Consider the following 23,833-nt stretch of genomic DNA (forward strand, 5'->3'; position numbering starts at 1 on the left):
CCCTCCCCGTCTCACGCTCATTTCCCGAGAGAACGCACTGGAGCATGCACGTCCCACCCCTCCCGTGCCGCCGTGTAGCCTTTCTTGACACTTCAACGGCCAAAGGCTCGGAATGATGGCCTTTCGCTCCAATCAGCGAACTGACCTGATTCCATTCACTTGGAGAAGAAAGTGGTCCTCTTGGACCCAGCTCCCCGAGGGGCGAGGCCGGCGTCCGTGGGCCAACATCCAGCCGGCCCGTTGATTCCCGGAGTGCTCCACGAGCGGGCGTGGCACGGCGCCGTGACAGGCAGGGGGCGAAGCGCCAAGGTGGCTGATTCATTTGACTTTCGACGCGATGCGGAAGAATTGGAAGCGTCGCTTCACCCCCCTCTGCCTTCACAGGTCCCCATGACGTCCTTCCTCCTCCTGGCCCAGATGGGTCACAACGCGCAACTGGGTTGGCTCAGCCGCAAGCTGCTGGGCGTGACGCTCACCAGCGCCGAGTGGGTGCTCTGGGTACTGGTCGTCCTCTCGGTGCTCTCCATCGCGCTGATGCTGGAGCGGGCCGTGTACTTCGCCACGCACCGGCTGCCCAACTCCGAGGAGCTGGCCGTGCGGCTGGCACGCGGTGAGCTGGAGGCGGTGCGCACCGCGGCGGGAAAGCACAAGGGCATGGAGGCCGCCGTGCTGCGCGAGGCCCTGGCCTCGGTGGAGCAGGGCGCGGACACGGTGGAGCAGGTCATCGCCTCGACGGTGGCCCGCGAGCGCCCCCAGTACGAGCGCTACCTGTCCTTCCTGGGCACGCTGGGCAACAACGCGCCCTTCATCGGCCTGTTCGGCACGGTGCTCGGCATCATCAAGGCCTTCAACGACCTGGGCAACATGGGCGCCAAGGGGGCCTCCATGCAGCAGACGGTGATGTCCGGCATCTCCGAGGCGCTGGTGGCCACGGCGGTGGGCCTGGCGGTGGCCATCCCCGCGGTGGTGGCCTTCAACGTCTTCAACCGTCAGCTCAAGACGCTCACCTCGCGCACCAACGCGCTGGGCCATGCCCTGGTGGGCAGCCTGCGCGCCCAGCGCGGCCCGAGCGCTCCCCGCGCCGTGGCTTCCGGGGAGGCTCGCTAGGTCATGGCCGGCGGCGCTCAGGACAACGACGAGGAGATCACGGGCATCAACGTCACGCCGCTGGTGGACGTGGTGCTGGTGCTGCTCATCATCTTCATGGTGACGGCCAACTTCATCGTCCGCGAGACGGTGGAGGTGGACCTGCCCCGGGCCGCCAACGGCGGCGAGACGGTGCAGGGGCTCGTCAACGTGGTGCTGGACAAGCAGGGCAAGCTCTTCTTCGACGGCGCGGAGGTGAGCGAGGAGGAGCTGCGGCGCAAGGTGGTCGAGTCGCTGGCGAAGGACAAGGAGACGCGCGCCATCATCAGCGCGGACCAGAGCCTGCCGTACGGACGGGTGATGCGGCTCATCGACGTGGTGAAGGGCGAGGGCATCGCGAAGTTCGCGCTCAACATCGAGAAGGACGTGGCGCCCGCGGCTGCACCCGCGGCGCCCTGAAGGGTGTCCCAAGGCCATGAGCCAGGCCGCGCTCGACACACCCGTGCCCGCCCGCCGCGACTCGTCGCGGGCGGTGCTGCTCTTCCTGCTGGTGTCCCTCGGGGTGCACGGCGGAGGCTTCTTCCTGCTGTCACGCATGCAGGAGCGCACGCTGCCGCCGGTGCAGCGCCCGGTGGAGCTGGTGATGGTGGAGGTGGCCAAACCGCCCCCGCCTCCGCCTCCCCCGCCCCAAGAGGAGCCCAAGCCGCCCCCGCCCAAGCCGAAGGTGGCGCCCAAGCCGCCGCCGGTGAAGGTGGCCCAGGCCGAGAAACCTCCCCCGCCCCCTCCGCCCGACGCGGCGCCTCCGCCGCCCAACGACGCGCCTCCGCCCGAGCAGCCCTCCAAGCCGGTACCCCTGGTGGTGGGCATCTCCATGTCCTCCACCACCAGCGCCGGGGGCTTCGCCGCTCCGGTGGGCAACACCGTCTATGGCAAGACGGGGGACAAGGCCGCGGACCCCAAGGACGTGAAGGCCTACGCGGCGCCCAAGTACGTGCCGGTGTACCAGGTGGACTCCGAGCCCAGCGTGGCCTCCGAGGTGAAGATTCCCTACCCCGACGAGGCCCGGCGCGCGGGCGTCGAGGGCACGGTGACGCTCTCCATCACCATCGACCACGAGGGCCGCGTGGTGAAGGCCGTCATCGTCAAGGGACTCGGCTATGGGCTGGACGACGCGGCGCGCACCGCGCTGCTGCGCTTCCGCTTCAAGCCGGCCATGAAGAACGGTGAGGCCGTCTCCACGGAGATGAAGTACTCGTACACGTTCGTGCTGGACTGACAGGGGCACACACCCGCGCGGGCGTCCACCCCTGGACGCCTCCGGAAGGTCCCCCTCCCTCGACGCTCCGGCCTCCGGTGTAGAGTCGCCCCACCTCCCGCCAAGGATGCCGGATGACGCTCTCCGCCGAGGACCGCTTCAACATCGAGGTCATCAAGCTGTTGCTCCAGGTCGCCTGGGTCGACCGGGAGATCACCAAGGCCGAGCGCATGGTCGTCCTGGGCCTGGGCCGCAGCTGGAGCGTGCCCGAGGCCGAGCTGCACGCGCTGATGGACCGGTTGGACATCGGCGGCACCATGCCCGAGCCCGACCTGGACGTGCTGCGCACGCGCCCGGATGAAGTGCTGGAGGCCGCCCGGGCCTTGTGCGTCTCCGACGGCAAGCTCGCCGAGGGGGAGAAGTCCATGCTCGAGCGCATCACCACCCGGCTGGGCGTGACGCCGTAGGGCACACCGGGAGTACGCTGGGGGCCTCCACCCGGGAGCCCCCATGAGCGTCACCGCGCAGGCCACCTCCTCGCAGGACTTCACCCACCGCGACCTGCCCACCTTCGGCAAGCGGGTGCACCGCCTCGGGCTCGCCGGCAACTACGGCATCGACGAGGCCGGCCTGGGCGCCGCGCTGGAGCGGGGGCTCAACTACATCTTCTGGACCCCGCGCCAGGGCCGCCTCACCCGCGCGCTGCGCGAGGCCCTCAAGCGCGACCGCGAGCGCTTCGTCCTCTGCGCCGGCCCCTCCTTCGGCTGGTTCCCCGGCCAGGTGCGCCGGGGCGCCGAGCGCGCGCTCAAGGTGCTCGGCACCGACTACCTGGACCTCTACCAGCTCTACTGGCTGAGCCGGATGAGCGCCTGGACCGAGGGTACCGTCGAGGAGCTGCTGAAGCTCAAGCAGGAGGGCAAGGTGCGCGCCCTCGGCGTCTCCATCCATGACCGCCCGCGCGCCGGGAAGCTCGCCGAGGACTCGCCGTTGGATCTGCTGATGATCCGCTACAACGCGGCGCACCCGGGTGCCGAGCGCGACATCTTCCCGCACCTGGAGAAGCGCAAGCCGGCGCTGGTGGCCTATACCGCCACCGACTGGCGCCGCCTGCTCAAGCGCCCCCGGGGCTGGGACGGCCGCGTGCCCACGGCGGGTGACTGCTACCGCTTCTGCCTGTCCAACTCCCACGTGGACGTGGTGCTCACCGGCCCCGCGAGCCTCGCGCAGCTGGACGAGAACCTCGCCGCGCTGGAGCGGGGCCCGCTCTCCGCCGAGGAGCTGGAGTGGATGCGGCGCTTCGGCCAGGTCGTCCACGGCTGAGGAGTCGCGGACGCGTCGCGGACGCGCGGCTCAGGCCACCGCGGGCTTCTCGGCGGGCGCCAGGTGCACGTCGATGTTCTGCGAGCCCTTCACCCCCAGGAACGTCTCCACGTTGCCCTTGCCCCCCGGCTCGAAGGTGATGGTCTGCATGCTCGAGCCGAGCTTCGCCTCGATGGTCAGCTTGCTGCCGCTGGCGGTGTACGTGGCCTGGGAGGCACGGTTTCCATTGAGGGTGACCTCGGCTTTGCCATCCTCGTTCAGCTTCAGGGTGAGGGAGAGGTCTCCCTTGTAGAAGACCGTGTCGATCTTCCCCTTGAAGGCCGCCTGGGTGGGGGCGAGGTCGATGAACTCGCCGCTGCCCACGTTCACGAAGAAGACCACCTTCGCGAAGATGTTCAGCTTCGCGCCCGCCCCGGTGCCACGTCCGATGAAGTTGCGGAAGTCGACCATGTTCTCCCTGTCCGATGCCGACGAGTGAGCCGGAGCACCTGCCCCGGCTCCCCGCATCGTACCAGCGCGAGCCGCCCCCGCCCGCCGGGCTTTCGCACGGAGCGGGCGGGAAGACGTGGACTGGCCGACAGGGCAGCGGCCTCGCTCAGGGGATCAGCCCGCACCCACCGCGGGCGGCGGCGTCGGTGCGCGGCCGCGTGAAGTTGGCGAGCGAGACGGTGGGCGAGTAGGTGCTCGTGAAGTTGACCAGCATCAGCGTCATCAAGGACGCCTTCTCGCCGAGCGGGCGCTCCATCAGCGGCGCCGGGAAGGCCAACCGCAGATCGTCCTCCAGCGGCCCGCCACAGCTGCGCCGGCCCACGAAGCCGTCCTCGCCGCGCTGCAGGACGTAGCCGCAGCCGCCCACGCTGCCGTAGAGCCAGTCCCTGTCCAGGGTGAGGTCCACCGCCATGCCGCCGAAGCTGCCCCAGATGCGGGTGTCATCCCCCTCGGCGAGCTCCAGCCGCGTCCCCTGCGAGGCCACCGCGCCGGTGACTTCCTGCCACGTCCACTTCAGGGACACTGGCTGATTCCGGAAGCGGCCGCGCATGGAGTCCTCGGTGATGACGAGCGAGGACGCGGGGCCGGTGACGTAGGAGCCCTGCACCAGCAGGGGCTCTCCGGCGGGTTGGCCCAGGGAGTACGCCGGCTCGCCGGCACGGGAGTTGGCATGGGAACCCGCACACCCGGTACCCAGGAGGATGAGACCCGACAGCAGCAGCAGACGCGACATGGCAGCCCTCCGATCGCTTGGCTGTAACACTCCAGGAAACGCACGCCGCGAAAAGGCATATCGGCCCGGCGGGCCGCCCACCTCCAAAGTGGACGGCCCGCGGGACTGACAGGCTTCACACGGAGCCCGGCGCTACAGCGTGGGGACGAGGAAGTCCTTGATGACGCCCATGTGCTGCATGTTGGTGGCGCCGCTGTCCGTCGACAGCGCGGGGGAGATGTCCGAGAGCGGCGAGTACACGCGCGTGTCCACCACGAGGCCCGCGCTGAAGGAGCTGGCGCCGATGACGGTGGACGTCTGGTAGGCGCGCAGGTCCGAGTCCACCAGCACGTGGTCGTACGGCTTGGCGCGCGAGGCGTTGGTGTTGGTGTTGCCGTTCCTGTCCGCCGGGTACGGGCTGCCGGTGGTCACCACCTGGGCGAAGGTGCTGAAGCAGCTCTCCGAGCGGGAGTCGGTGTTGAGGTCACCGCCGATGGCCAGGAAGTCCCCCACCGGGATGAGCGACTTGATGCGCGACACCAGGTTGGTGGCCTCGTTGTTGCGCGTGGTGGCATCCGCGGTGAGCAGGTGCACGCTCACCACCCAGAGATCCTTCGGACCGGGGATGTCGATGCGCGCGTAGGCGAAGTCGCGGTTGGTGACGTACGGGTCATCCCACTCGCCCGAGGCGACGATGGGGTAGCGGCTGATGACGCCGTTGGGGATCTGCGCTCCGGCCTCACGGTAGTAGTAGAAGCTCGAGCCGAAGGCGGTGTTGACGAAGTTCCGGATGGCGGTGGTGGAGTTGTCGCCGTAGTTGAACTCCTGGATCATCACCACGTCCGGCTTCGTCCCCTGGAAGATGCGGATGCCGTGGCCCGGGTCGTAGTTCTGGTAGTTGCCGCTGGAGATGTTGGCGGCCATCAGCCGCACCCGCGCGGTGGAGAGCAGGGAGTTGTCACCGCCCTCCCCGGTTCCCGGCTGGGGCTCGGCCTGCGGCGTCTCCGGCTGGGCCTCGGCCGGGGGGGTCTCCGGCTGGGGCTCGGCCTGCGTCCCCTCCGTGCCAGCGCCGCACGCGGAGAGCGAGAGGGTGAACAGCGACAGCAGCAACTTGGACCCGAAGCGGGCCTTCTTCGAGGGGGGGTAGCTCTGGAGCATGGGTTCCGTCCTGTCCGCGGGAGCGCGGCGCGATGGGAACCCTAAGCCGCCCGCCAGGCAAGCGACAGCCTGGTGTCAGGTGAAGAGGGCCGCACGGTGCTCCCGCGGACCCTCCCCGTCATGCCGCGTTGCGGCACGGCTCAGTTGGACTCGGGGGCCAGTTCGGGCTCTGGCGCGAGGGGCTGGCACGGGATGCGTTGCGCATCGAGGCGCCCGTACAAGCCATGCGTCTCATCTTCCGGGCCGGCGGTGAAGAACAGCGTATCGGTGGGCTGGTTGGCCACGCCGCTGCCAAAGCTCAGGCCCCACAGGCCGTCGATCTTGATGGCCGCGCCGTCGGGCCGCTCCAGCCGTCCCTCGCAGTGGCCGGTCTGCGGATCGTAGACGTTGATGACGCCGTCACCGAAGTTGCCCACCAGGAGCTTGTTGCCGAACTTGCCGAAGCTGGCCGGCGCCAGCGCCAGGCCCCAGGGCGCGTTCAGCTTGCCGCGAGAGATGAGACGGCGGACGAGGCGGCCATTCGCATCGAAGATGTTGACGTAGCCCAGCCCCTTGCCGGTGACGTCGTCCTCGCGGTCCGCGTCCTGCTTCGCGTAGGTGACGTAGAGATTGCCGTTGATGTTCTGGATGCCGAAGGGCGCGAAGCCCGCGGGGATGGTGGGGTCCGAGAACGAACCCGGAAGCGTCGCGGGCGCGAAGCCGCTGTCGAAGACGTCGATCTTCCCGTTGTGGAAGTCCGTGGCGTACAGGAAGAACCCCGTGCCATTGGGCGCGAGGGCGAGGCCCTTGTAGTTGGCGCCGGTGCCCGAGTTGTCCACGACGGTGAAGGAGTTGTTGAGGTCGACGGCCGGAGCCCAGGCGGTGAGCGTCCCCTGCTCGGTGGAGAAGATGAAGAAGCTGGTCCCCGAGGCCTCGCCCCGGGTGACGACGAAGCCGCCGGAGCCGTTGAAGACGATGCCGGTGGGCTTGCCCGGGCCGGTGCCGCCCTCGGGAGGCGGGACGGTCACGACGAGGGCGTTGGGCACGCCGTCACCGTTGTAGAGCGTGGAGAGGCCCGTGCCGTTGTCGTTGACCCAGACGAGCCCGAAGGGGTTGAAGGCGATGCCCCATGCGTTGACGAGGTTCGGGTCCACGTTCTCCGCGACCCCCGGCCTGTCGGCGACGAGGTTGCGCTGCACATAGGCATTGGGTTGCTTGCAGGCGTTGTGGGCGGAACCCAGCGCGGGCACCAGGGAAGCGGCGAGCGCCAGCGCCAGCGCGGGGCTCCGCCAGGAACCCCGAAGGAATGAAGCATTCATGTGTGTCCCCCCTCCAGAGACCACCAGGGCGGTGGCCTCGTCGGAGGGGAACGTGGGGGTAGACGAGACGCGCAACAACCCACCCCAGCGGCCGGTGCCGTCGAGCACCACCCAGCTCCCCTCGCCCCATCTCCCCTCTCCCTCCGGAAGAGGGACGGGCGTCCCTCAAAGCGCCATGCCTGAACGCACGCCTGCATCCCGGACAGGCGGACGACGGCCCGTGCTTGTTGGCCTGTCCCCGAGTGCACATCTCGGAGTCGTTGACGGCTGCGTGGAGTCGGCGGGTCCTGGAGCCCGCCCGCGGTCCGTACAGGGAGCGACGAGCGATGCGTAAAGCGATCGTGGGCGCGGGACTGCTGCTGGGATTGGCTGGCTGCGCGGGAGCGCAGCGGGTGCCGACCGAGCAGCTGGTGGACTCACAGGTCTCCATCCGCCAGGCGGAGGAAGCCGGCGCCGAGTCGGTGCCGGATGCGGCGCAGCACCTGCAGTGGGCGAAGGAGCAGACGCGCGAGGCCCAGCGGCTGCTCGAGCACAACGAGCGGGACAAGGCGGCGCTCTTCCTGAAGCGCGCCGAGGCGGACGCGGAGCTGGCCCTGGCCCTGGCGCGCGAGGCTCCGGCGCGGGCGGAGGCCGATCGGATTCTGCAGCAGGTGCAGCAGCTCCAACAGGGCACGGTGCAGTGAAAGCCACACGCTACGGCACGTCGAGGACTCGATAGCCGGAGGAGAAGGTCATGCGGGGATGGAAGCTTCTGACGTGGGGCGTGCTCGGTGCCGCCGTGTTCGCGGGGTGCGCGGCGAGCACGCCGCGAGAGCTGCTGGATGCGCGCTATGCCTATCAACGCGCCTCCACGGGGCCGGCGGCACAGTACAGCCCCGAGGCGCTGGTCGAGGCGCGCGAGGCCCTCAACGCGGCCAACCGGGCCTTTGAACGGGAGCGGGACTCGGAGAACACCCGCACGCTGGCGTACGTGGCACTGCGCAAGGCGCAGATCGCCGAGTCGCGCGCCCGAGCCATCGTGGCCGAGCAGGAGAAGGTGGCGGCGGAGCAGCAGCTCGCCATGGCGCAGACCTCCGATGCCGTGCGGACGCGGCAGGAGCTGGAACGGGCCCGCGCCGAGCTCGCCGAGGCCCAGCGCCTGCGGGCGGAGGCGGAGCAGCGGCAGGCGCAGCTCCAGCAACAGCAACAGGCGGAGGCCCAGCAGCAGGCCGAGCAACAGAAGCTGGCTCAGGCCCGGCGTGAGGAGGAGGAGCGCCAGGCCCGGCTCTCCGAGGCCCAGGCGAAGATGGATCAGCTCAACGCCCAGCTCGAGCAGGAGCGCCAGGCGCGCCTCCAGGCCGAGCAGCGCGCCGCCCAGGCCGAGGCCGAGGCCCGCGCCCAGGCGGAGGTGGCCAGCGAGCTGCGCAACATCCGGCAGGTGCAGGTGAAGGAGGAGGCGCGCGGGCTGGTGCTCACGCTCTCCGGCAGTGTGCTCTTCCGCTCGGGCAGCTCGGACCTGCTGCCCGCGGCCAAACGCCGGCTGGACGAGGTGGCCGAGGCCCTGAAGAAGACGCAGAGCCCGCTCGTCATCGAGGGCCACACCGACAGCCAGGGTCCCACGGAGCTCAACGAGGAGCTGTCCTACGAGCGCGCCGGAGCGGTGCGGGACTACCTGGTGGAGCGCGGCGTGGACAGCGCGCGCGTCCGCACCGAGGGCCGGGGCGAGGAGCAGCCCGTCGCGTCCAACAAGAGCCCCGAGGGCCGCGCGAACAACCGCCGGGTGGAGATCGTCATCGAGCGCGGTATCGGCGGCGCCGGTGAGCAGCAGCCCTCGCAGCAGCCGGCGCAGAATCCGCAGCCGTCGCCGCAACGCTGACCCGGCAAGAAGACACCGGCGGAAGACGGGCCTCGCGACGCAGCGCGGCCCTGCTTCCGCCGGCTCGTGGGGCGGGGCTACCGCTCCAGCCTGGAGAGCCAGGCGGCGAACCACTCCACGGGCAGCCGCACCGCGCTGAAGTCGAGCCGCTGCAGCTCCGCGTTCGAGTAGGTGTTGACGAGGAACAGCTCCCACTGGGCATCCACGTCGTCCGCGACCCGCAGGGCCGAGGCCCAGGCGCCGCTGCGCTCGAACTCCTCCTCGTGCACCTGACAGAACCGGAAGCACCACTCGGCGATCTCCCGATGCGTATGGGGAGCCGAGTCGGGGGTGAGACCCCACTGGAGGACTTCGCGCAACGACTGGGCGGTAAAGGGCTTTTGAATCACGGCTTCATGGATCATCCAGTGCCGGGGCCGGAAATGAAAAGGCCCCGCCGCCTCGGAGGCAGCGGGGCCTGGACACTTCCGGACGGATTCGCGTTACGGCTTGGCCGGAACGGCCGTCAGCTGCGACGGGTTGGTGGGCACCTGGAGCTCTCCGGAGACGATCTTGGCGCGCAGCTCCTCCACCTTCTGGAGGGCCTCGGCCTTGCCCGGGAAGTCCACGCGCACGGGAGCGTAGGTGACGCCCCCCTCCTTGAGGCCCAGCGTCACGTCACCGCCCTCGAGCTTGCCCTGGGACAGGTCACGCACGGCCTCGTACACGCCCAGGTCCACGCGCTTGAGCATCGAGGTCAGCACCGCCTCCGGGGCCAGGTGCGACTGGTCCGAGTCCACGCCGATGACGAACACCTGCTTGCCGGCGGCGCGCGCCTCCTTCACCGCCTGGATGACGCCCAGGCCGTCCGAGCCGGCCGCGTGGTAGACGACGTCCGCGCCCTTGTTGATGAGGTCCTGGCCCACCTGCTTGCCCGCGGCCACGTTGTCGAAGCTGCCCGTGTAGTTCACCAGCACGGTGGCCTTGGGGTTGACGGCGGCCACGCCCGCGCGGAAGCCCGCCTCGAACTTCTTGATGAGGGGCACCTCCATGCCGCCCACGAAGCCCACCTTGTTGTTCTTGGAGGCCAGGCCCGCCAGCGCGCCCACCAGGAAGCTGCCCTGCTCCTCGCGGTACATCACCGTGCGCACGTTGGGCAGCGTGTAGGGCTTGCCGTCGGCGGACACCAGCGGGCTGTCGATGAGCAGGAACTTCGCGTCCGGGTTGCGCTTGGCCACCGTCTCCACGGCGTTCTCGAGCATGAAGCCCACGCCGATGGCCAGGGACACGCCCTCGTCCACCAGCGTCTGCAGGTTGGGCTCATAGTCCTCGGGCACCTTGCTCTGCAGCACCACCGGGGTGACGTTCACCGGGGCGATGTTGCGCGTGGCCAGATCCTGCTGGAGCGTCGCCTTCAGCTCCTCCGGGGAGGCGTCCTTGTAGCTGCCGCCCTCCATCTTCTTGCCCGCGCCCCACAGCTCCAGGCCGCGCAGCGCCGAGTCGTTGAAGGAGTGGTCCCCGCGCCCGCCCACGTCCGTCACCAGGCCCACCTTCAGCGTCTTCTGCTTCGGCTCGGCGGCCGGAGCGGCGGCGGCCGGAGCATTGGCGGCGGGGGCGGCCTCCGGCTTCGTCTCCTCCTGCTTCTTGCAGGCGGACACGAGCACCAGGGCGGACAGCAGGGACAGTCGCAGGAAGGGACGGGAAGTGGCCATGGCGCGGCGCTCTAGCAGAGCCGCGCCCTCCCCTCAAGCTCGGGCCCGGGCCATGTCAGGCCAGCAGGGCCGCGCCGATCAGCCCGCTGTCGTCACCCAGCTCGGCGTCGGAGATGAGCAGCCCCTCGCGCGAGGTGGTGGAGGCGAACGCCTGTACCCCCTCCACCACGCGCCGCCGGATGCCCGGGCAGTGCGTCAGCACGCCGCCGCCCAGGATGAGCCGCGCCGGGTTGAGCACTGTCACCTGGTTGGCAATGGCGATGGCCAGCATGAGGCTGGCCCGCTCATAGATTTCACGCGCCTCGGTGTCGCCCGCCTCCGCCGCCTGCTCCAGCGTCACCGGCGTCACCCGGGCCGGGTCTCCGCCCGTCAGCTCCATCAGCACGTGCGAGCGGCCGGTGGCCAGCAGCTCGCGCGTCTGCGCGATGAGGTTGTGGCCCCCCGCGTAGGCCTCCAGGCAGCCCAGCTCACCGCAGCCGCACCGGCGCCCGTTGGGCACCACCTTGATGTGACCCAGCTCGCCGGCCACCCCACCGCCGCCGTGCACCAGCCGGCCCCCAGCGATGATGGCGCTGCCCACGCCCGAGCCCACGAACACCGTGTACATGTCCTGGGCGCCGCGTCCCGCGCCGGCGTTGAGCTCGCCCCAGGCGGCCGCCGACAGGTCATTCACCACCCGGACGGGGTACCCCAGGCGCGTGCGGAGCAGCTCCCCCAGCGGCACGTTGCGCCAGCCGAGGTTGGGCGCCACCGCCAGCACCCCCGACTCTCCGTGGATCTGCCCGGCCGCGCCCACGCCGCACCCCAGCACGGGCACGCCCGCGGTGTCCACCGCGGCCTTGGCCGCGTGGGCAATGGACTCCACCACCGCCGCCGGGCTGCGCTCACCGAGCGCCATCTTCGCGGAGGCGATGATGTGGCCCTGCGCATCCACCACCGCCGCGCGGGCGAAGGTGCCTCCCAGGTCGATTCCCAGCGTGGGCATGCGTGTCCTCCGGTCGGGCAATCAGCCCTTGAGCTTGGAGACGAGCGCCGAGACGAGCGCCGCCACTTCCTTGCGCCGCGCCTCGTCCTTGAGGCTGCCGTCCGCGTTGAAGGCTTCCATCGCACGGGGCAGGTGCACCTGGGTGGGCAGCACGTGCGCGCCCACCGAGGCCATCACCTGGCGCAGGTGCGGCTGCATGCGCGCGGTGCCGAAGACGCCCGGCGAGGCCCCCATCAACCCCACCCACTTCTCCGGGAAGAGGCGCTCGGGCGGACGCGACACCCAGTCGATGGCGTTCTTCAGCCCGCCCGGGATGGAGGAGTTGTACTCGGGGCTGGCGAGGAGCAGCCCGTTGGCGCGGGCCAGCCGGTCCCTCAGGTCCTTCACCAGCGGGGGCCAGCCCTTGGCCTCGACATCCTGGTTGTAGATGGGCAGCTGCGCGAGCAGCTGGGGGTCCACGGCGTCGACCTCGGCGCCCTGCGCGCGAGCCTCCGCCACGGCGAGGTCCAACAGCTTCTTGTTGAAACCCCCCGTGCGGACGCTGCCGCACAGGGCCAGGATGTGAGGAGTGGCCATGGTGGGCTTCCTAGCTCAGGCGCCGACCTCGCGCTGCATCTTCTCCACCGTGCCCTCGATGAGCTGGCGGATCTCCTCCAGCCGCTCGGGCGTCTTGGCCTCGAAGCGCAGCACCAGGATGGGCTGGGTGTTGGAGGCGCGGATGAGGCCCCACCCGTCCGGGAAGGTCACCCGCACTCCGTCCACGTCCACCAGCGAGTGGCCCGCCTTGCGCAGCGTCTCGGTGGCGCGCTTGACGATCTCGAACTTCTTCTCCTCCACCGTGTCCACGCGCAGCTCGGGCGAGGCGTACGTCTTGGGCACGTCCCCGAGCAGCTCGGACAGCTTCGCCTTCTCGTGGGTGAGAATCTCCAGCAGGCGCGCCGAGGAGTAGATGGCGTCGTCGAAGCCGAAGTAGCGGTTCTTGAAGAAGATGTGGCCGCTCATCTCGCCGGCCAGCTCCGCCTGCTCCTCCTTCATCTTCGCCTTGATGAGCGAGTGGCCCGCCTTCCACATCACCGGCTTGCCGCCGCGCTTGGCGATGTCGTCGTACAGGGTGTAGGAGCACTTCACCTCGCCGACGATGGCGGCGCCCGGGCTCTCCTTCAGCACGTAGCGGCTGAAGAGGATCATGATCTGATCGCCCCAGAGGATGTTGCCCTGGTCGTCCACCACGCCGATGCGGTCGCTGTCGCCGTCATAGGCGATGCCCACCTCGGCCTTCTCGCGCTTCACCGCCGCGATGAGGTCCTGCATGTTCTCCACCACCGTGGGGTCCGGGTGGTGGTTGGGGAAGGTGGCGTCCATGTCGCAGAAGAGCGGCACCACCTCGAAGCCCATGCTCTCGAAGAGCGGCACGGCCACGGCGCCGCCGGTGCCATTGCCCGCGTCGATGACGATCTTCATCCCCTTGCGGCCCACCTTCACCGTCTGACGGACGAAGTGGTAGTAGGGCGTGTGGATGTCGAACGGGCTGATGACGCCCGGGGTGGGGGCCTGCTCGAAGTCGCGCGCCTCGATGAGCTTGCGCAGGGCCTGGATTTCATGGCCGTGGAAGGTCGTCTTGCCGGCGCCAATCTTGAAGCCGTTGTACTCGGGCGGGTTGTGGCTGCCCGTAATCATCGCCAGGCCGTCCACCGGCAGGGTGTTGGCGGCGAAGTAGGTGAGCGGGGTGGGCACCACGCCCACGTCGAGCACGTTCAACCCGGTGGAGGTGAGACCACGGCAGAGGGCATCGCGGAAGCGCGTGGAGGACTCGCGGCAGTCGCGGCCCACCACGATGGAGCGTCCACCCTTGCGCCGCACCACGGTGCCGAGTCCCTTGCCCAGCAGTTCCACCACCTCGACGGTGAGGTCCTTATCCACCAGGCCACGGATGTCGTACTCGCGGAAGATATGCGCGTTCATGAGGCTGTTTCCTGAAGCCCTCGAGAGAGGACTGGGTCGAGGGCGGCGCACTTATACACAAGCGCGGGGCGGGGGGGTATCCAAGCGGGGCCTCCTGGGTGCACAGGCCGTGTAACCCCCTGAGACTCCTGGTGGGCCGGGCCGGCCACCGGAAGCGCTAGCGGACGCGCTCCCGGGCCTCCTGCTCGCGATCGAAGTCCACGAGCGCCTGGACGATGCGCTCGCGGGAGTCGGTGAGCAGCAGATAGCGCGCGTAGTCCTGACCCCGCGCGAGGTGCTCCAGCAGCGGGTAGACGGGCCGCGTCCGCGTCCAGAAGTCCTGGCCCAGGAAGATCATCGGGCTGACCACGCCCACGGTGTTGTAGTGATTCTGGCAGGCGTCCTGGAAGATCTCCTGGATGGTGCCAGCGCTGCCCGGGGAGTAGATGACGCCGCCCTGGGCGATGGTGAGCAGGCCGTCCTCGCGGACGCTGTTGGCGAAGTACTTGGCGATGTGCGTCGCGAAGGGATTGGGCGGCTCGTGGCCGTAGTGCCAGGTGGGGATGCCCAGGCTCTCGCTGACCACGCGGTCCGCGTCCCGGAGGGGCCAGGTGGCGCGCACCTCGAAAGCCCGCGAGAGCCACTCCCGGTCCTTGTAGCTCGGCGCCTTCGCGAGGACCTCGAGGGCGGCGGACAGCTCGGCCTCGGTGCGTCCGGCGAACCAGGCCCCCACGTGCGTGGCCTCCATGGCGCCCGGCCCGCCGCCGCTCACCAGGAAGAAGCCGAGGCGCGCCAGCTCGCGGGCCAGCTCCGCCACCGCGCGGTAGTCGGGCTGGCCCCGGAGCATGGAGTGGCCGCCCATGATGGCCACCACCCTGCGCGGCCGGCCCTGGCTGTGCTGCGCGAGCACCTCCTCCATGGCGTCGGTGACGGCATGGTCGTGGAGCCGCTGCGCCAACGTCTCCAGCAGCGAGGGCGGGTTGGCCGCGCCGCGCGAGTTCCAGTGCGCGTAGATGCGGGCATCGGGCGTGTCCGCGTAGCTCTCGGGGCGCGCGGGGTCGAAGCCCGCGTACAGCTCCTCGGGGGAGTAGAGGCCGCCCCGGTACGGGGAATAGGGCAGCCCCGAGAAGGGCGGGAAGACCATGGCCCCGTGCGCGATCACGGCCTGCAGTGTCTGCGTCTCGAGCTGACAGCCGAGGAAGACGGTGCCCGTGAGGTCCGTGCCCAGCAGCACCCGCGTCTGCCCCGTCAGATCCAGCCCCTGGAGGATGACGTTGGCGAGGCTCTTGCCGGCCGTCAGGTGCTGCTCGAATGCCACGAGGGTTTCAATCTCGACCAAGAGGACCTCCAGAAGGCGAAGGGCCTCCGAAGGTACCGCGAAAGTGGCAACAGGCCGCTGAAATCGCCGGTTCATCCAAGACTCGCGCCCCCCCGCCAGTACGCGGGATGTACGGACATGGGGCATGCTGACTGGATATGAAAATGGCTTCCGGATGGTCGCACGTGGCTCTCGCCGCGTGCCTGCTATTGCATGCCGCGTGCGCCACTTCCCGGACAGTAGCCGCTGGAGGCACCGAGCCCCTGGCGGTAAGAACGAGTCCACTGCCCGGAGGCCGGCTGAAGCTGTCCTTCGAACCCGTGGTGCCTGACCCGGCCCATGCGGTGTTGCAAAGGGAAGAAGCACAGGCAGTGCTGACGCTCTTCCACGCGGCTTTGTTGCAGGAGCGGCCACGGATCCAGGTGCTCACACCGCCCTGGTTCCACGGGTCTGAAGAAGAGGAATGGGAACGGCGGCTCCGCCCCGGTTTCGAATCGCGCTTCGGCCTGACGCGGGTGCTTCCGGTGAAGGAACTGGAGCAGAGCCGGCTGTTGCGGGCGTTGAAGTTGTCACCCCGCTACATGGGGGAAGGAGTGCGCGAAGCGGCATTGGAGATGTTCGCCTCGCCAGCCTTCGTGGTCAGCGTCTATCTGTCGATGCTGGTGTACTTCGCGGCCTGGATGGCGCCAGAGCCGCTATTCACCAAGTCCTTCGCGGCGACGCTGACGGTGGCGCTGGCGATGTCCGTGGGGATACTGGAGCTGAGCAAGCTGGCGCTGGCGTGCGTGAGGCTGTACCGGGAAGCGGAGGCGGCCCGTACGGAAGCGGAGTTGAAGGCAGCGGCGGAGCGGTTCGGCAAGGCGGTGGGAGGCACGGGACTGCGGGTGCTGGTGCTGGTGGCGAGCTTTGGGGTGGGCAAGGCGGTTCCCCCCGTGCCGCCCGGCGGCATGTGGGGTTTGATGGGACCCTCGCGGTATGTGGTGCGGGGAGGGCTGGCACTGGGGGTTGCGTCCACGGTGCAGGTAGTGGCGGATGGCGGCGTCATCGTCTCGGGAGTGGCGGTGGGAGAGGTCGCCCAGCACTTGTGTGGTGGGCTCGCGGTGTGTGCAACGGCGGAAGACATGAGCGAGGGCCAGGGTCCGGGGCTCTCGACCCGGTACGGCCCGCCGCATACGAAGGAGAACCCGGCGCACAACGAGGCCATCGAGCGGGAACTGGCGGCCCGGGAGGCGGCGGGCCATACCGGGCTGTGGAAGAACAAGGCCCAACGGAGCTCCGGGGGTGAGCGCGTCTTCGACGAGCACGCCGCGAATAGCCCGCGTTTCCGCAAACCCGACGTGTCTTCCATGCGCCCCGACGGGGTGAGACACAACACCAACTATGTCTCCAATCCCAGGGACCTGAAGCGGGAGTTGGAGGCGTTCGAGGCCATGGTCCGGGCCGATGAACTCGCCATTCACGAGTTGTACCTGCTCGACGGAACGCTGGTCCGGCGGTACGTACCCCTCGGCGTGGCCTACCCGTAGGCAAGACCGCGGAGCGAGAGATGGCGCGAAAAGTCGATGTGGCGCGAGTCCAGGAGGAACTGGTCGCGGCCGTCAAGCAAGGCGACGAGGCCACCGCACGGATGCTGGTGTTCCAGCTCGGGACGGGCCTCCGCCAGGTACGAGCCGTGCTGGAAGCCATGCTGGAGGAGCCCGCGGGACTCGTGAGACAGGCGGCGGTGTTCGGCCTGGGGGAACTGGGCGGCACGGCCAGCGTCCGGTGCCTGGAGCAGCAGCTCGCCCTGGAGGAAGCGCGCGGGGATTACGACGGGAGTGCTGTCATGGAGGACATCACTCGCGCATTGGGCCGCATCGAAGATGCGAGCGCGAGGGCAAGCCTGATGCGCCGGCTGGAGCGGCTGGTGGCTGGCAAACCGGAGCGCTCGGATATCAATGACCTGGCACTCGCGCTGTGGAAGAGAAGGCACCCGGACTTGATTGCCGGCGTGCGCGGAAGCCTGGAGAAGCTCTCCCTGTCGGAACCTCACGGCCTGCACGGCCTGTTGGTGTTGTTGGAGAAATCGCCAGAGGAGCTCGAGGCCTGGGCCCGCAATCCATCGGTGTCACCGGAGTACAAGACGCGGGTGCTCGTGGTGCTCGGGGAAGAGCTACCCGACACGCTGATGCCGATACTGCCGGCCTTCATCTCCACCGCGCAGGAACTGCTCGCTCCGGCGACACGGCAGGACGGAGAGGCCGCATACTATTGCGAGCGGCTGCTCTCCCTCATCCTCTTGCAACGCGAGCAGCTCCTTCACACGTTCACGCAAGAGACCCGCTCACTGCTGCGAGGCGTGGCCCGGAGCCTGGTGGCGGCAAGGTTGCCCAATTGCTCCACCCGGGCCGCGGGACTCCTGAAGTTCGTGGGGCAGCCAGAGGATGCGGACCTCATCATGGCCCACCGGCCATCGGAGCCGGCGCTCGCCAAGGTCTTCGATGAGGCCGCGCAAGCGCTGCGAAAGCCTCGGAAGAATTGACCGGGCCCGCTCACGGCCCGGGTTGAGCACCGAAGGACTCGCCGCCACGAGGCTGCCGCCCGTACGCCTCGCCCGGCTTCAGCGGCGCCAGCCACAGCAGATCCATGGCCGTCTTCCCGTCCGCCGCGTAGAGCGACACCTCGGGCCGGTCCGCGTCGAGCGTCGCGCCCAGGTGCGCCGTCCCGGTGGATCCCTGACGGAAGGTGACGGCCTGTCCGGGCTCGACGGTGAGGGCCGGCAGCGTCCACTGCCCGGGCACCCGCGTGAAGCCCGACAGGTGCAGACCGCCCACCGGCACCGGCACGGAGCCCCGGTTGTAGAGCTGCACCCAGAAGGCGCCCGAGGCATCCCGCCCCACCCGGTCGATGACGAGCGCCCCGCTGCCGAGCGACTCGATGTCCTGGATGTGCTCGAGCAGCCACTTGCGGCGCTCACGCACGAAGCGGTGGAGGTGCTCGCTGCTGCCCGCGGCGTGAGCGGGGCTGATGTACGGATCCACCGTCTTGCCGTCAGGGCCGGGCATGATGAACGGGGCGAGCAGCTTGTGCATGGCATCCACGCGCGGGCCGATGTTCTCCTCGGTGAACCACGTGTCGAGCAGCTTGCGCAGCCGCTCCACATACCGGGCGCGCAGGCCCGGGTCGTCGTAGAGGCGCGTGGAGAGCGTGCTCCAGCCGGGCTTCATGTCCTGCATGTCCGGGAAGGTCCGGCGGAACTCGGCCAGCTCGTACACGTGCGGGTCGTAGGCGGTGAAGCTGAAGAGCGGATGATCCTCCTTCACCCCCTGACGCTCGGCATTGGTGCGGTTGTAGAGCGACAGCGCGTTGTTGAGGTCCCACGGTATGTACGTCCACTTCGCCGTCTCGCGGTCGTAGGCGAGATAGCTGCGCGAGTCGCCCTGCAGGTCGTTGTCGATGAACGTCTCCAACGCCAGCCAGGTGAGGTAGTCCTCCAGCTCCAGCCGCTCCTGGGCGAAGGCCGAGAAGCGGTGCGGAGGCGTGCGGTTGACGCCCTCGAGGAAGCTCCACAGCCGGTCCCACGGCTCCTTCTCGTTCGTCTTCTTGTCCCAGCGCTCCTGGTAGTGCTCCTGGGGAGGCTGGCGCAGCTCGCAGTCGTGCATGCCGCAGCGGTAGAGGTCCCCGTCCTCATCGAAGCCGTGGGCCTCGAGGAAGTCCTTGTTGATGGACTCCAGCTCGGTGAAGACGCCCTCGTACTTCGTGACGACGCGCCCGTCGTCCTGGACGAGGTGGAGCTTCACGTGGACGTAGCGGGCATCCGGCACGCGCAGGCCCACGCTCGCCGCCAGGTCGTACCAGAGCTTCTCGGTGAGGTAGCCGCCGTCCTTCCACGTCGCCAGCAGCTCGATGTTCTTCTTCCCCTCGAAGCGCTCCTCCTTCTTCTCGAAGCGCACGTCCCAGGACTTCTTCACGACGCGCGGGTCCGTCTTGGTGGAGCGGCCGCGGAAGCTCAGCACCGCCGGGTACGAGCGGCCCTGATGGGTGAAGCGGCCCTCCACCTGGAACTTCTGCGAGGGAGGATCCGGAATGTGCGCCCAGAGGGCCTGGTAGTCCTTCTGCGTCAGCGTCAGCTCGTAGGTGGAGATGGACGTCTGGAGCGCCGGCCACCGGGGCTTCGCGGGCGAGGGCCTCGAGTCCGGCGTGCCCGCGTCCGGTGGCGTCCCGGCATCCGGCGAGCCTCCATCCGGGGAGGTGCCCGCATCGGGGCGGCCCGCATCCGGCGTCCCGCCATCGGGAGACACTCCGGCGTCGGGCTGCCCGGCATCGGTGATGTCCGTGGGGTCCCTGCGGGAGTCGGGTGGAGGCTCGCTCGAGCCACAGGCGCCCAAGATGAAGAGAATTCCAGTGAGCAGCGCGATTCTCATGCGCTCCAGCAGGGAGCAAGGGCTGCGCCAGGGCTGGAGTGTTGTCCGCGGGTGGAATCAGGGCAACCCGCGGGTGGAACGTGAGAAGCGGGCTACCCAGGGCGGGTGGAACGCACGCCCTGGAGAGCACTCACGGAGAAGCCGAGGGGCGCGCCGGTTCCCTCGCCTCCACGCGCATCCGCTGCATGAGCGACTGGTAGTAGCGGTGCAGCGAGATGTTCAGCGGATCCACCCGGAGCGCCTCGGCGTAGCGCGCCAGTGCGCCATCGAGCACGTTCTGGGCCTCCAGGAGGATGCCCTCGTCGAAGATCGCACGCGCGCGGGGCTCGGCGTCCGGGCGGGCGGCGAGGAAGGCCTGGCGCAGGCGCTCCACGGCGTTGGGCTGCACCCCGGCGGCCAGGCAGCGGGCCACGCCCCGGAAGTTGCCCCGCGAGGCATCGAAGCGCGCGCGGGCCAGGGGCTCGCTGAGGGTCTTCCGGGCGGTGTCCACCTTCTCCCGCAGGGCCTCGAGGGCCTGACGCTGCGCGGCCGGCAGGGTCCGCTGCCAGAAGGGCTCCAGCCGGCGCTCGGCCTGGACCACGCGCCGCATCACCTCGGCGAAGTCCGCATGCGGGTGGACGGCCAGCAGGGAGTACGGGTCCTGGCTGCACGCGGCGGCGCGCGACAGCAACTGGGCCAGCTCCGCGTCCGGCGTGGGCTCCGCGGGAGGCGGGGCCAGCGCCTGGGCGATCAGCCGGCGCACGTCGTCGGAGGGCTCGGAGAAGTGGAGGATGTAGCCCTGGCGGCCGCCCCAGGTGCGGGCCTCCTCCGCAGGCAGCAGGCGCACCACGTCGCACGTGCAGGCGAGTACCCAGCCGTTGAGCGACAGCTCCACCTCGAGGCGGGCCCCGAGCCGCGGCAGCGTCCCGTCACACGCGATGCGCAGCCCCTCCTGGCTCACGTCGTTGACGAACACCGGCAGCAGCCCCTTGCCGTCCGAATCCTCGACGCGGACGTGGAAGGCCGGGGGCGCCAGGCAGCCGAAGGCGGGCCGCCGCATGGCCTCGTGCAGGGCCGAGCGGAAGGCCCTCGCGGTGGCGAAGCGCTCATCCGGACGCAGGGACATGGCCTGCATCAACACCGCGGACAGCGCGGGCGGCACACGCGACTCGAGGACGTGCGGCGGCAGCGGCCTGGTCGGCTTGTGGACGAGGAGCATCTCGCCCATGCGCCCGCCACCGCCGAAGGGCAGCCGCCCAGTGAGGAGCCGGTAGCCCAGCACCGCGAGCGCGTACAGGTCCGCACGGCCATCCGGCTCGGCGCGCACCCACAGCTCGGGCGCGAGATAGCCCGGACTGCCCACCACAATGCCCGCGGAGAGCTCCTCCTCGGAGAAGCCCGCGGCCAGGGTGGCGGACATGCCGAAATCGAGCAGCTTCACGCGCCGCTCGCCATCGCGGCCGGTGGTGAGGATGAGGTTCTCCGGCTTGATGTCGCGGTGGACGGCGCCGCACGCGTGCGCGGCCTCCAGTCCCTCGAGCACCTGCGAGAGGAGGAAGACGACCTCCGCGGAGGGCAGCGGCAGCGGCAGGTGCGACAGGGCCGTGCCGTTGACGTACTCCATGAGGAGGCAGTGGTGGCCGCTGGGCGCCTGGCGCACGTCGAGCACCCGGGCCACGCTCGGGTGGATGATGTGCTGGGCGGAGCGGGCCTCCGTGTAGAAGCGGCCGAGCACCGCCGGATTGCCGGCCAGGTGCGGGTGGAGCACCTTCACCGCGAAGTGCGCACCGCTGGACGGGTGCTCGGCGAGGTACACGGTGCCGAGCGCCCCAGCGCCCAGCTTGCGCACGAGCACCAGCGGCCCATGGCCCATTCCGGACAGCGTCTCGCTGTCACACGCAGGACTCTCGGGCCGGATGCAAGGAACAGTGGTTGGATGATCATTGAAGCAGTGGTTGCAACCCATCGCCGCCCCCCAGCGGCGCTCGCCTGAAAGGAAAGGCAGCGCACGCGTGGAGCTTTGCAACCTGCATGCTCCCTTGCTTCGTCACGAAACCAACGAGGCAAGCGCTGGAAGTGCCGTGGCGCGCCGTCGGGAAGACGGTGTCGTCCGGTAATTCCTGCAAACACAGCCCTGAAAGAACGGGGGGCCCTCTTCTCTCTCAAGAGAGGAGAATGAAGGGCGGGAGCCCACCGGACAGCGTCTCAGTGGATGACTTTGGAGAGGTGCTCGAGCGCCGGAAGGCGGGTGGGAGGCGTGTGGTGCTCGTGGTCGTAGAAGCACCCGGGCCCGAGCTGTTCGATGAGCGCGCGTTCCCGCGCATCCCCCTGCGCGGTGCCGGCCTCGGTGGGCAGCTCGTAGGGCTGGACGAGGACGAGCTCCTCACCGAGCGGCTTGCGGCAGTCCTCGGGCAGTGAAACGAGGCGCTCGCCGAACATGCGCACGAAGGGAGGACCGAAGAAGTTGCGCCAGAAGAGGCCGGAGAGACCCGCGCTGTAGTTGCGCAGGGTGAAGGTCTCGATGGAGCCGAGGCCGTCCTCGGAGGGGACCATGCGCCTCGTCTTGCGCTCGATGTCCTCGCCCAGGGAGGCCTTCGCCAGAGGGGAGCTCACGAGGCGCATGATTTCGGCCACCTGCTCAACGTGAGCAGAACGCCATGCGGGCTTGGAGGCTAACTTCGCGGAGGCCCGCCACAGGATGTCTCCGTTGTAGCAGTAAGGACGGGAATCATCGCGCGCGGGAGCAATCCAGATGTAATCGCTGTCCGTCCGCGCCGCGATGCAGAGGGACTGGTGTTCCTCGTAGGTGGCGATGAGCGCGCCATAGTCGAGACGGTCAGGGTCAAGCGGTTCGTCAAACGAGGGAAGATGCCAGTATCGCCTCGGCACGAACCACCGGTATTTCTCAAAGACGAGCTGAAGAAACTCCCGGCTCACCGCACTCGAGGGGCAGCCCGGCGGAAGGCCAATGTTCGACTTGAGATAGCGAAAGCGAGGCATGAGCGGCTCTCAAGGTGAGTACCTCACGCTCGCCTTACCACCACTCTCCAGCCGCTGGAGGATAGCGAGTAGCGGCTCTGTCAGACACGGGCGCGCGGGGCCCGTCCGGACTCCGGCCCCGCGCAAGCCAGCAGCAGGAGCAGCAGGACGCCCCCCAGTCTCCACCCGGGTGCGCCCCGTCTCCCGCGCATGGCGCCCTACAAGTACTTCTCGCGCTTGCGGGCCTTGAGGGCCTCCACCACCTTGCGCACGTCCTGGCTCTTGTCCTTGGGCACCACCAGCACCGCGTCGCCCGAGTCCACCACCACCATGTCGGTGAGGCCCACCACCGTCAGCGGACGCTTCTCGGCCAGCACCACGCAGCCCTTGCAGTCCACCACCACCGCCTCGGCCCCCGAAATGACGTTGCCGTGCTCGTCCGCGGGGCGCACCTCGGGGATGGCCGCGAAGGAGCCCACGTCGCTCCAGCCGAAGTCTCCCGGCAGCACCGCGATGTTGCTCGCCTTCTCCATCACGCCGTAGTCGATGGAGATGGAGGGCAGCTTCGGGAACACCCTCTTGAGCACCGACGCGAAGGTGCGCTTGCCGGCCGCCTTGCGCAGCGCGTCCAGCCCCTTCTGCATCTCCGGCATGTGCTTCGCGAAGGCCTCCAGGATGACGTCCGCCCGGAAGACGAAGATGCCCGCGTTCCACAGGTACTCGCCCGACTCCACGTAGCGCTTCGCCGTCTCCGTGTCCGGCTTCTCGCGGAAGGCCTTCACCTGGCGGCCTCCGCCCTCCAGCCCGTCACCCACCTGGATGTAGCCATAGCCCGTCTCCGGACGGTGCGGCTTGATGCCCAGCGTCACCAGGTGGCCCTTCGCCGCCACCTGCGCCGCCTCGGCGATCGTCTTCTTGAAGCCCGCCACGTCCGCCACGTGGTGGTCCGAGGGCAGCACCACCAGGATGCCCTGCGGATCCTTCGCCGCCACCTGCACCGCGGCCAGGGCGATGGCCGGCGCGGTGTTGCGCGCCACCGGCTCCACCAGGAGGTTCTTCTTGGGCAGGCCCTTCACCAGCTTCGCCGCCTGCTTGGCATGCAGGGGACCGCAGACGATGAGGGTGTCCTTCACCGACGCCAGGCCCTTGAGCCGGATGGCGGTGTCGGTGATGAGCGGGTTCTTCGAGGCCAGGGGGAGGAACTGCTTGGGACGCGCCTTGCGCGACAGGGGCCAGAAGCGGGTACCAGAGCCGCCGGCCATGATGACGGGATGGAGGGTCATGGGCGGCGCACCATAGCGCCTTGCCCGCCGCTCGCCAGGGGCTCGCTCGCCCGGCTACCCCACGAACGTCGGCAGGAGTTT

At 69.4% G+C, this 23,833-nt stretch carries 22 protein-coding genes and 1 pseudogene; 9 read left to right on the plus strand and 14 right to left on the minus strand.

The annotated features are described in order from the left end of the window. Positions 1–390 precede the first annotated feature (390 nt). The 5 genes from NR798_RS41075 (at position 391) to NR798_RS41095 (ending at position 3,661) form a co-directional block, all read left to right on the plus strand. Positions 391–1,107, plus strand: a complete 717-nt coding sequence (locus NR798_RS41075; RefSeq protein ID WP_375768043.1) for a MotA/TolQ/ExbB proton channel family protein — start codon at positions 391–393, stop codon at positions 1,105–1,107. 3 nt (positions 1,108–1,110) lie between these two features. Continuing rightward, positions 1,111–1,545, plus strand: a complete 435-nt coding sequence (locus tag NR798_RS41080; RefSeq protein ID WP_375768044.1) for an ExbD/TolR family protein — start codon at positions 1,111–1,113, stop codon at positions 1,543–1,545. A 16-nt stretch (positions 1,546–1,561) separates the two neighbouring features. Next, on the plus strand, positions 1,562–2,362 hold the full coding sequence (locus NR798_RS41085; RefSeq protein WP_375768045.1) for an energy transducer TonB: 801 nt from the start codon (positions 1,562–1,564) through the stop codon (positions 2,360–2,362). A 113-nt stretch (positions 2,363–2,475) separates the two neighbouring features. Beyond that, positions 2,476–2,808, plus strand: a complete 333-nt coding sequence (locus tag NR798_RS41090; protein ID WP_375768046.1) for a TerB family tellurite resistance protein — start codon at positions 2,476–2,478, stop codon at positions 2,806–2,808. A 43-nt stretch (positions 2,809–2,851) separates the two neighbouring features. Further along, positions 2,852–3,661, plus strand: coding sequence for an aldo/keto reductase (locus NR798_RS41095; protein ID WP_375768047.1), 810 nt, complete (start codon positions 2,852–2,854; stop codon positions 3,659–3,661). Positions 3,662–3,691: 30 nt separating this feature from the next. Here NR798_RS41095 and NR798_RS41100 read toward each other — a convergent pair whose 3' ends face one another. The 4 genes and pseudogenes from NR798_RS41100 to NR798_RS41115 form a co-directional block, all read right to left on the minus strand. Then, positions 3,692–4,111, minus strand: coding sequence for a hypothetical protein (locus NR798_RS41100; protein WP_375768048.1), 420 nt, complete (start codon positions 4,109–4,111; stop codon positions 3,692–3,694). A 145-nt stretch (positions 4,112–4,256) separates the two neighbouring features. Further along, positions 4,257–4,883: a hypothetical protein gene (locus NR798_RS41105; RefSeq protein ID WP_375768049.1), complete on the minus strand. Its 627-nt coding sequence runs from the start codon at positions 4,881–4,883 to the stop codon at positions 4,257–4,259. Between the two features lie 141 nt (positions 4,884–5,024). Continuing rightward, a pseudogene (locus NR798_RS41110) lies at positions 5,025–6,020 on the minus strand (endonuclease/exonuclease/phosphatase family protein); the annotation flags it as partial. Positions 6,021–6,160: 140 nt separating this feature from the next. Continuing rightward, positions 6,161–7,318 (minus strand): TIGR03118 family protein, encoded by a 1,158-nt coding sequence (locus NR798_RS41115; protein ID WP_375768050.1) that lies wholly within the window; start codon positions 7,316–7,318, stop codon positions 6,161–6,163. A gap of 326 nt (positions 7,319–7,644) precedes the next feature. Here NR798_RS41115 and NR798_RS41120 point away from each other — a divergent pair, with 326 nt between their 5' ends. Together NR798_RS41120 and NR798_RS41125 are read left to right on the plus strand one after the other, a co-directional pair. Further along, positions 7,645–8,001 carry a DUF4398 domain-containing protein gene (locus NR798_RS41120; RefSeq protein WP_375768051.1) on the plus strand — a complete coding sequence of 119 codons (357 nt, stop codon included), beginning with the start codon at positions 7,645–7,647 and terminating at the stop codon, positions 7,999–8,001. Between the two features lie 50 nt (positions 8,002–8,051). Then, complete coding sequence (locus tag NR798_RS41125) at positions 8,052–9,173, plus strand: OmpA family protein (protein ID WP_375768052.1); 1,122 nt, start codon at positions 8,052–8,054, stop codon at positions 9,171–9,173. 77 nt (positions 9,174–9,250) lie between these two features. Here the strand turns inward: NR798_RS41125 and NR798_RS41130 are convergent, their stop codons facing one another. From NR798_RS41130 to NR798_RS41155, 6 genes are all read right to left on the minus strand, one after another. Continuing rightward, a complete protein-coding gene (locus NR798_RS41130) occupies positions 9,251–9,562 on the minus strand; it encodes a hypothetical protein (protein ID WP_375768053.1) in 312 nt (103 codons plus the stop codon). Between the two features lie 93 nt (positions 9,563–9,655). Beyond that, entirely contained in the window at positions 9,656–10,864 is a 1,209-nt protein-coding gene (locus NR798_RS41135) for a BMP family protein (protein WP_375768054.1), read from the minus strand. Positions 10,865–10,919: 55 nt separating this feature from the next. Then, the gene (locus NR798_RS41140) at positions 10,920–11,849 is read right to left on the minus strand and encodes an ROK family protein (protein WP_375768055.1); all 930 of its coding nucleotides are present in this window, start codon (positions 11,847–11,849) and stop codon (positions 10,920–10,922) included. A gap of 21 nt (positions 11,850–11,870) precedes the next feature. Beyond that, positions 11,871–12,425, minus strand: coding sequence for an NADPH-dependent FMN reductase (locus tag NR798_RS41145; RefSeq protein ID WP_375768056.1), 555 nt, complete (start codon positions 12,423–12,425; stop codon positions 11,871–11,873). A 15-nt stretch (positions 12,426–12,440) separates the two neighbouring features. Next, positions 12,441–13,811, minus strand: coding sequence for a phosphomannomutase/phosphoglucomutase (locus NR798_RS41150; protein WP_375768057.1), 1,371 nt, complete (start codon positions 13,809–13,811; stop codon positions 12,441–12,443). A 157-nt stretch (positions 13,812–13,968) separates the two neighbouring features. Beyond that, entirely contained in the window at positions 13,969–15,129 is a 1,161-nt protein-coding gene (locus NR798_RS41155) for an LOG family protein (RefSeq protein WP_375768058.1), read from the minus strand. Between the two features lie 503 nt (positions 15,130–15,632). Here NR798_RS41155 and NR798_RS41160 point away from each other — a divergent pair. Together NR798_RS41160 and NR798_RS41165 are read left to right on the plus strand one after the other, a co-directional pair. After that, positions 15,633–16,634: a hypothetical protein gene (locus NR798_RS41160; protein WP_375768059.1), complete on the plus strand. Its 1,002-nt coding sequence runs from the start codon at positions 15,633–15,635 to the stop codon at positions 16,632–16,634. 20 nt (positions 16,635–16,654) lie between these two features. Further along, the gene (locus tag NR798_RS41165; protein ID WP_375768060.1) at positions 16,655–17,629 is read left to right on the plus strand and encodes a hypothetical protein; all 975 of its coding nucleotides are present in this window, start codon (positions 16,655–16,657) and stop codon (positions 17,627–17,629) included. Positions 17,630–17,639: 10 nt separating this feature from the next. Here NR798_RS41165 and NR798_RS41170 read toward each other — a convergent pair whose 3' ends face one another. From NR798_RS41170 to NR798_RS41185, 4 genes are all read right to left on the minus strand, one after another. Further along, positions 17,640–19,511, minus strand: coding sequence for a CotH kinase family protein (locus NR798_RS41170; RefSeq protein ID WP_375768061.1), 1,872 nt, complete (start codon positions 19,509–19,511; stop codon positions 17,640–17,642). 130 nt (positions 19,512–19,641) lie between these two features. Continuing rightward, the gene (locus NR798_RS41175; RefSeq protein WP_375768062.1) at positions 19,642–21,363 is read right to left on the minus strand and encodes a protein kinase; all 1,722 of its coding nucleotides are present in this window, start codon (positions 21,361–21,363) and stop codon (positions 19,642–19,644) included. Positions 21,364–21,695: 332 nt separating this feature from the next. Beyond that, complete coding sequence (locus tag NR798_RS41180; protein ID WP_375768063.1) at positions 21,696–22,112, minus strand: hypothetical protein; 417 nt, start codon at positions 22,110–22,112, stop codon at positions 21,696–21,698. A 575-nt stretch (positions 22,113–22,687) separates the two neighbouring features. After that, positions 22,688–23,752, minus strand: a complete 1,065-nt coding sequence (locus tag NR798_RS41185; RefSeq protein ID WP_375768064.1) for a mannose-1-phosphate guanylyltransferase — start codon at positions 23,750–23,752, stop codon at positions 22,688–22,690. Positions 23,753–23,833 lie beyond the last annotated feature (81 nt).

The organism is Archangium gephyra, assembly GCF_042230915.1.
Lineage (GTDB): Bacteria > Myxococcota > Myxococcia > Myxococcales > Myxococcaceae > Archangium > Archangium gephyra_B.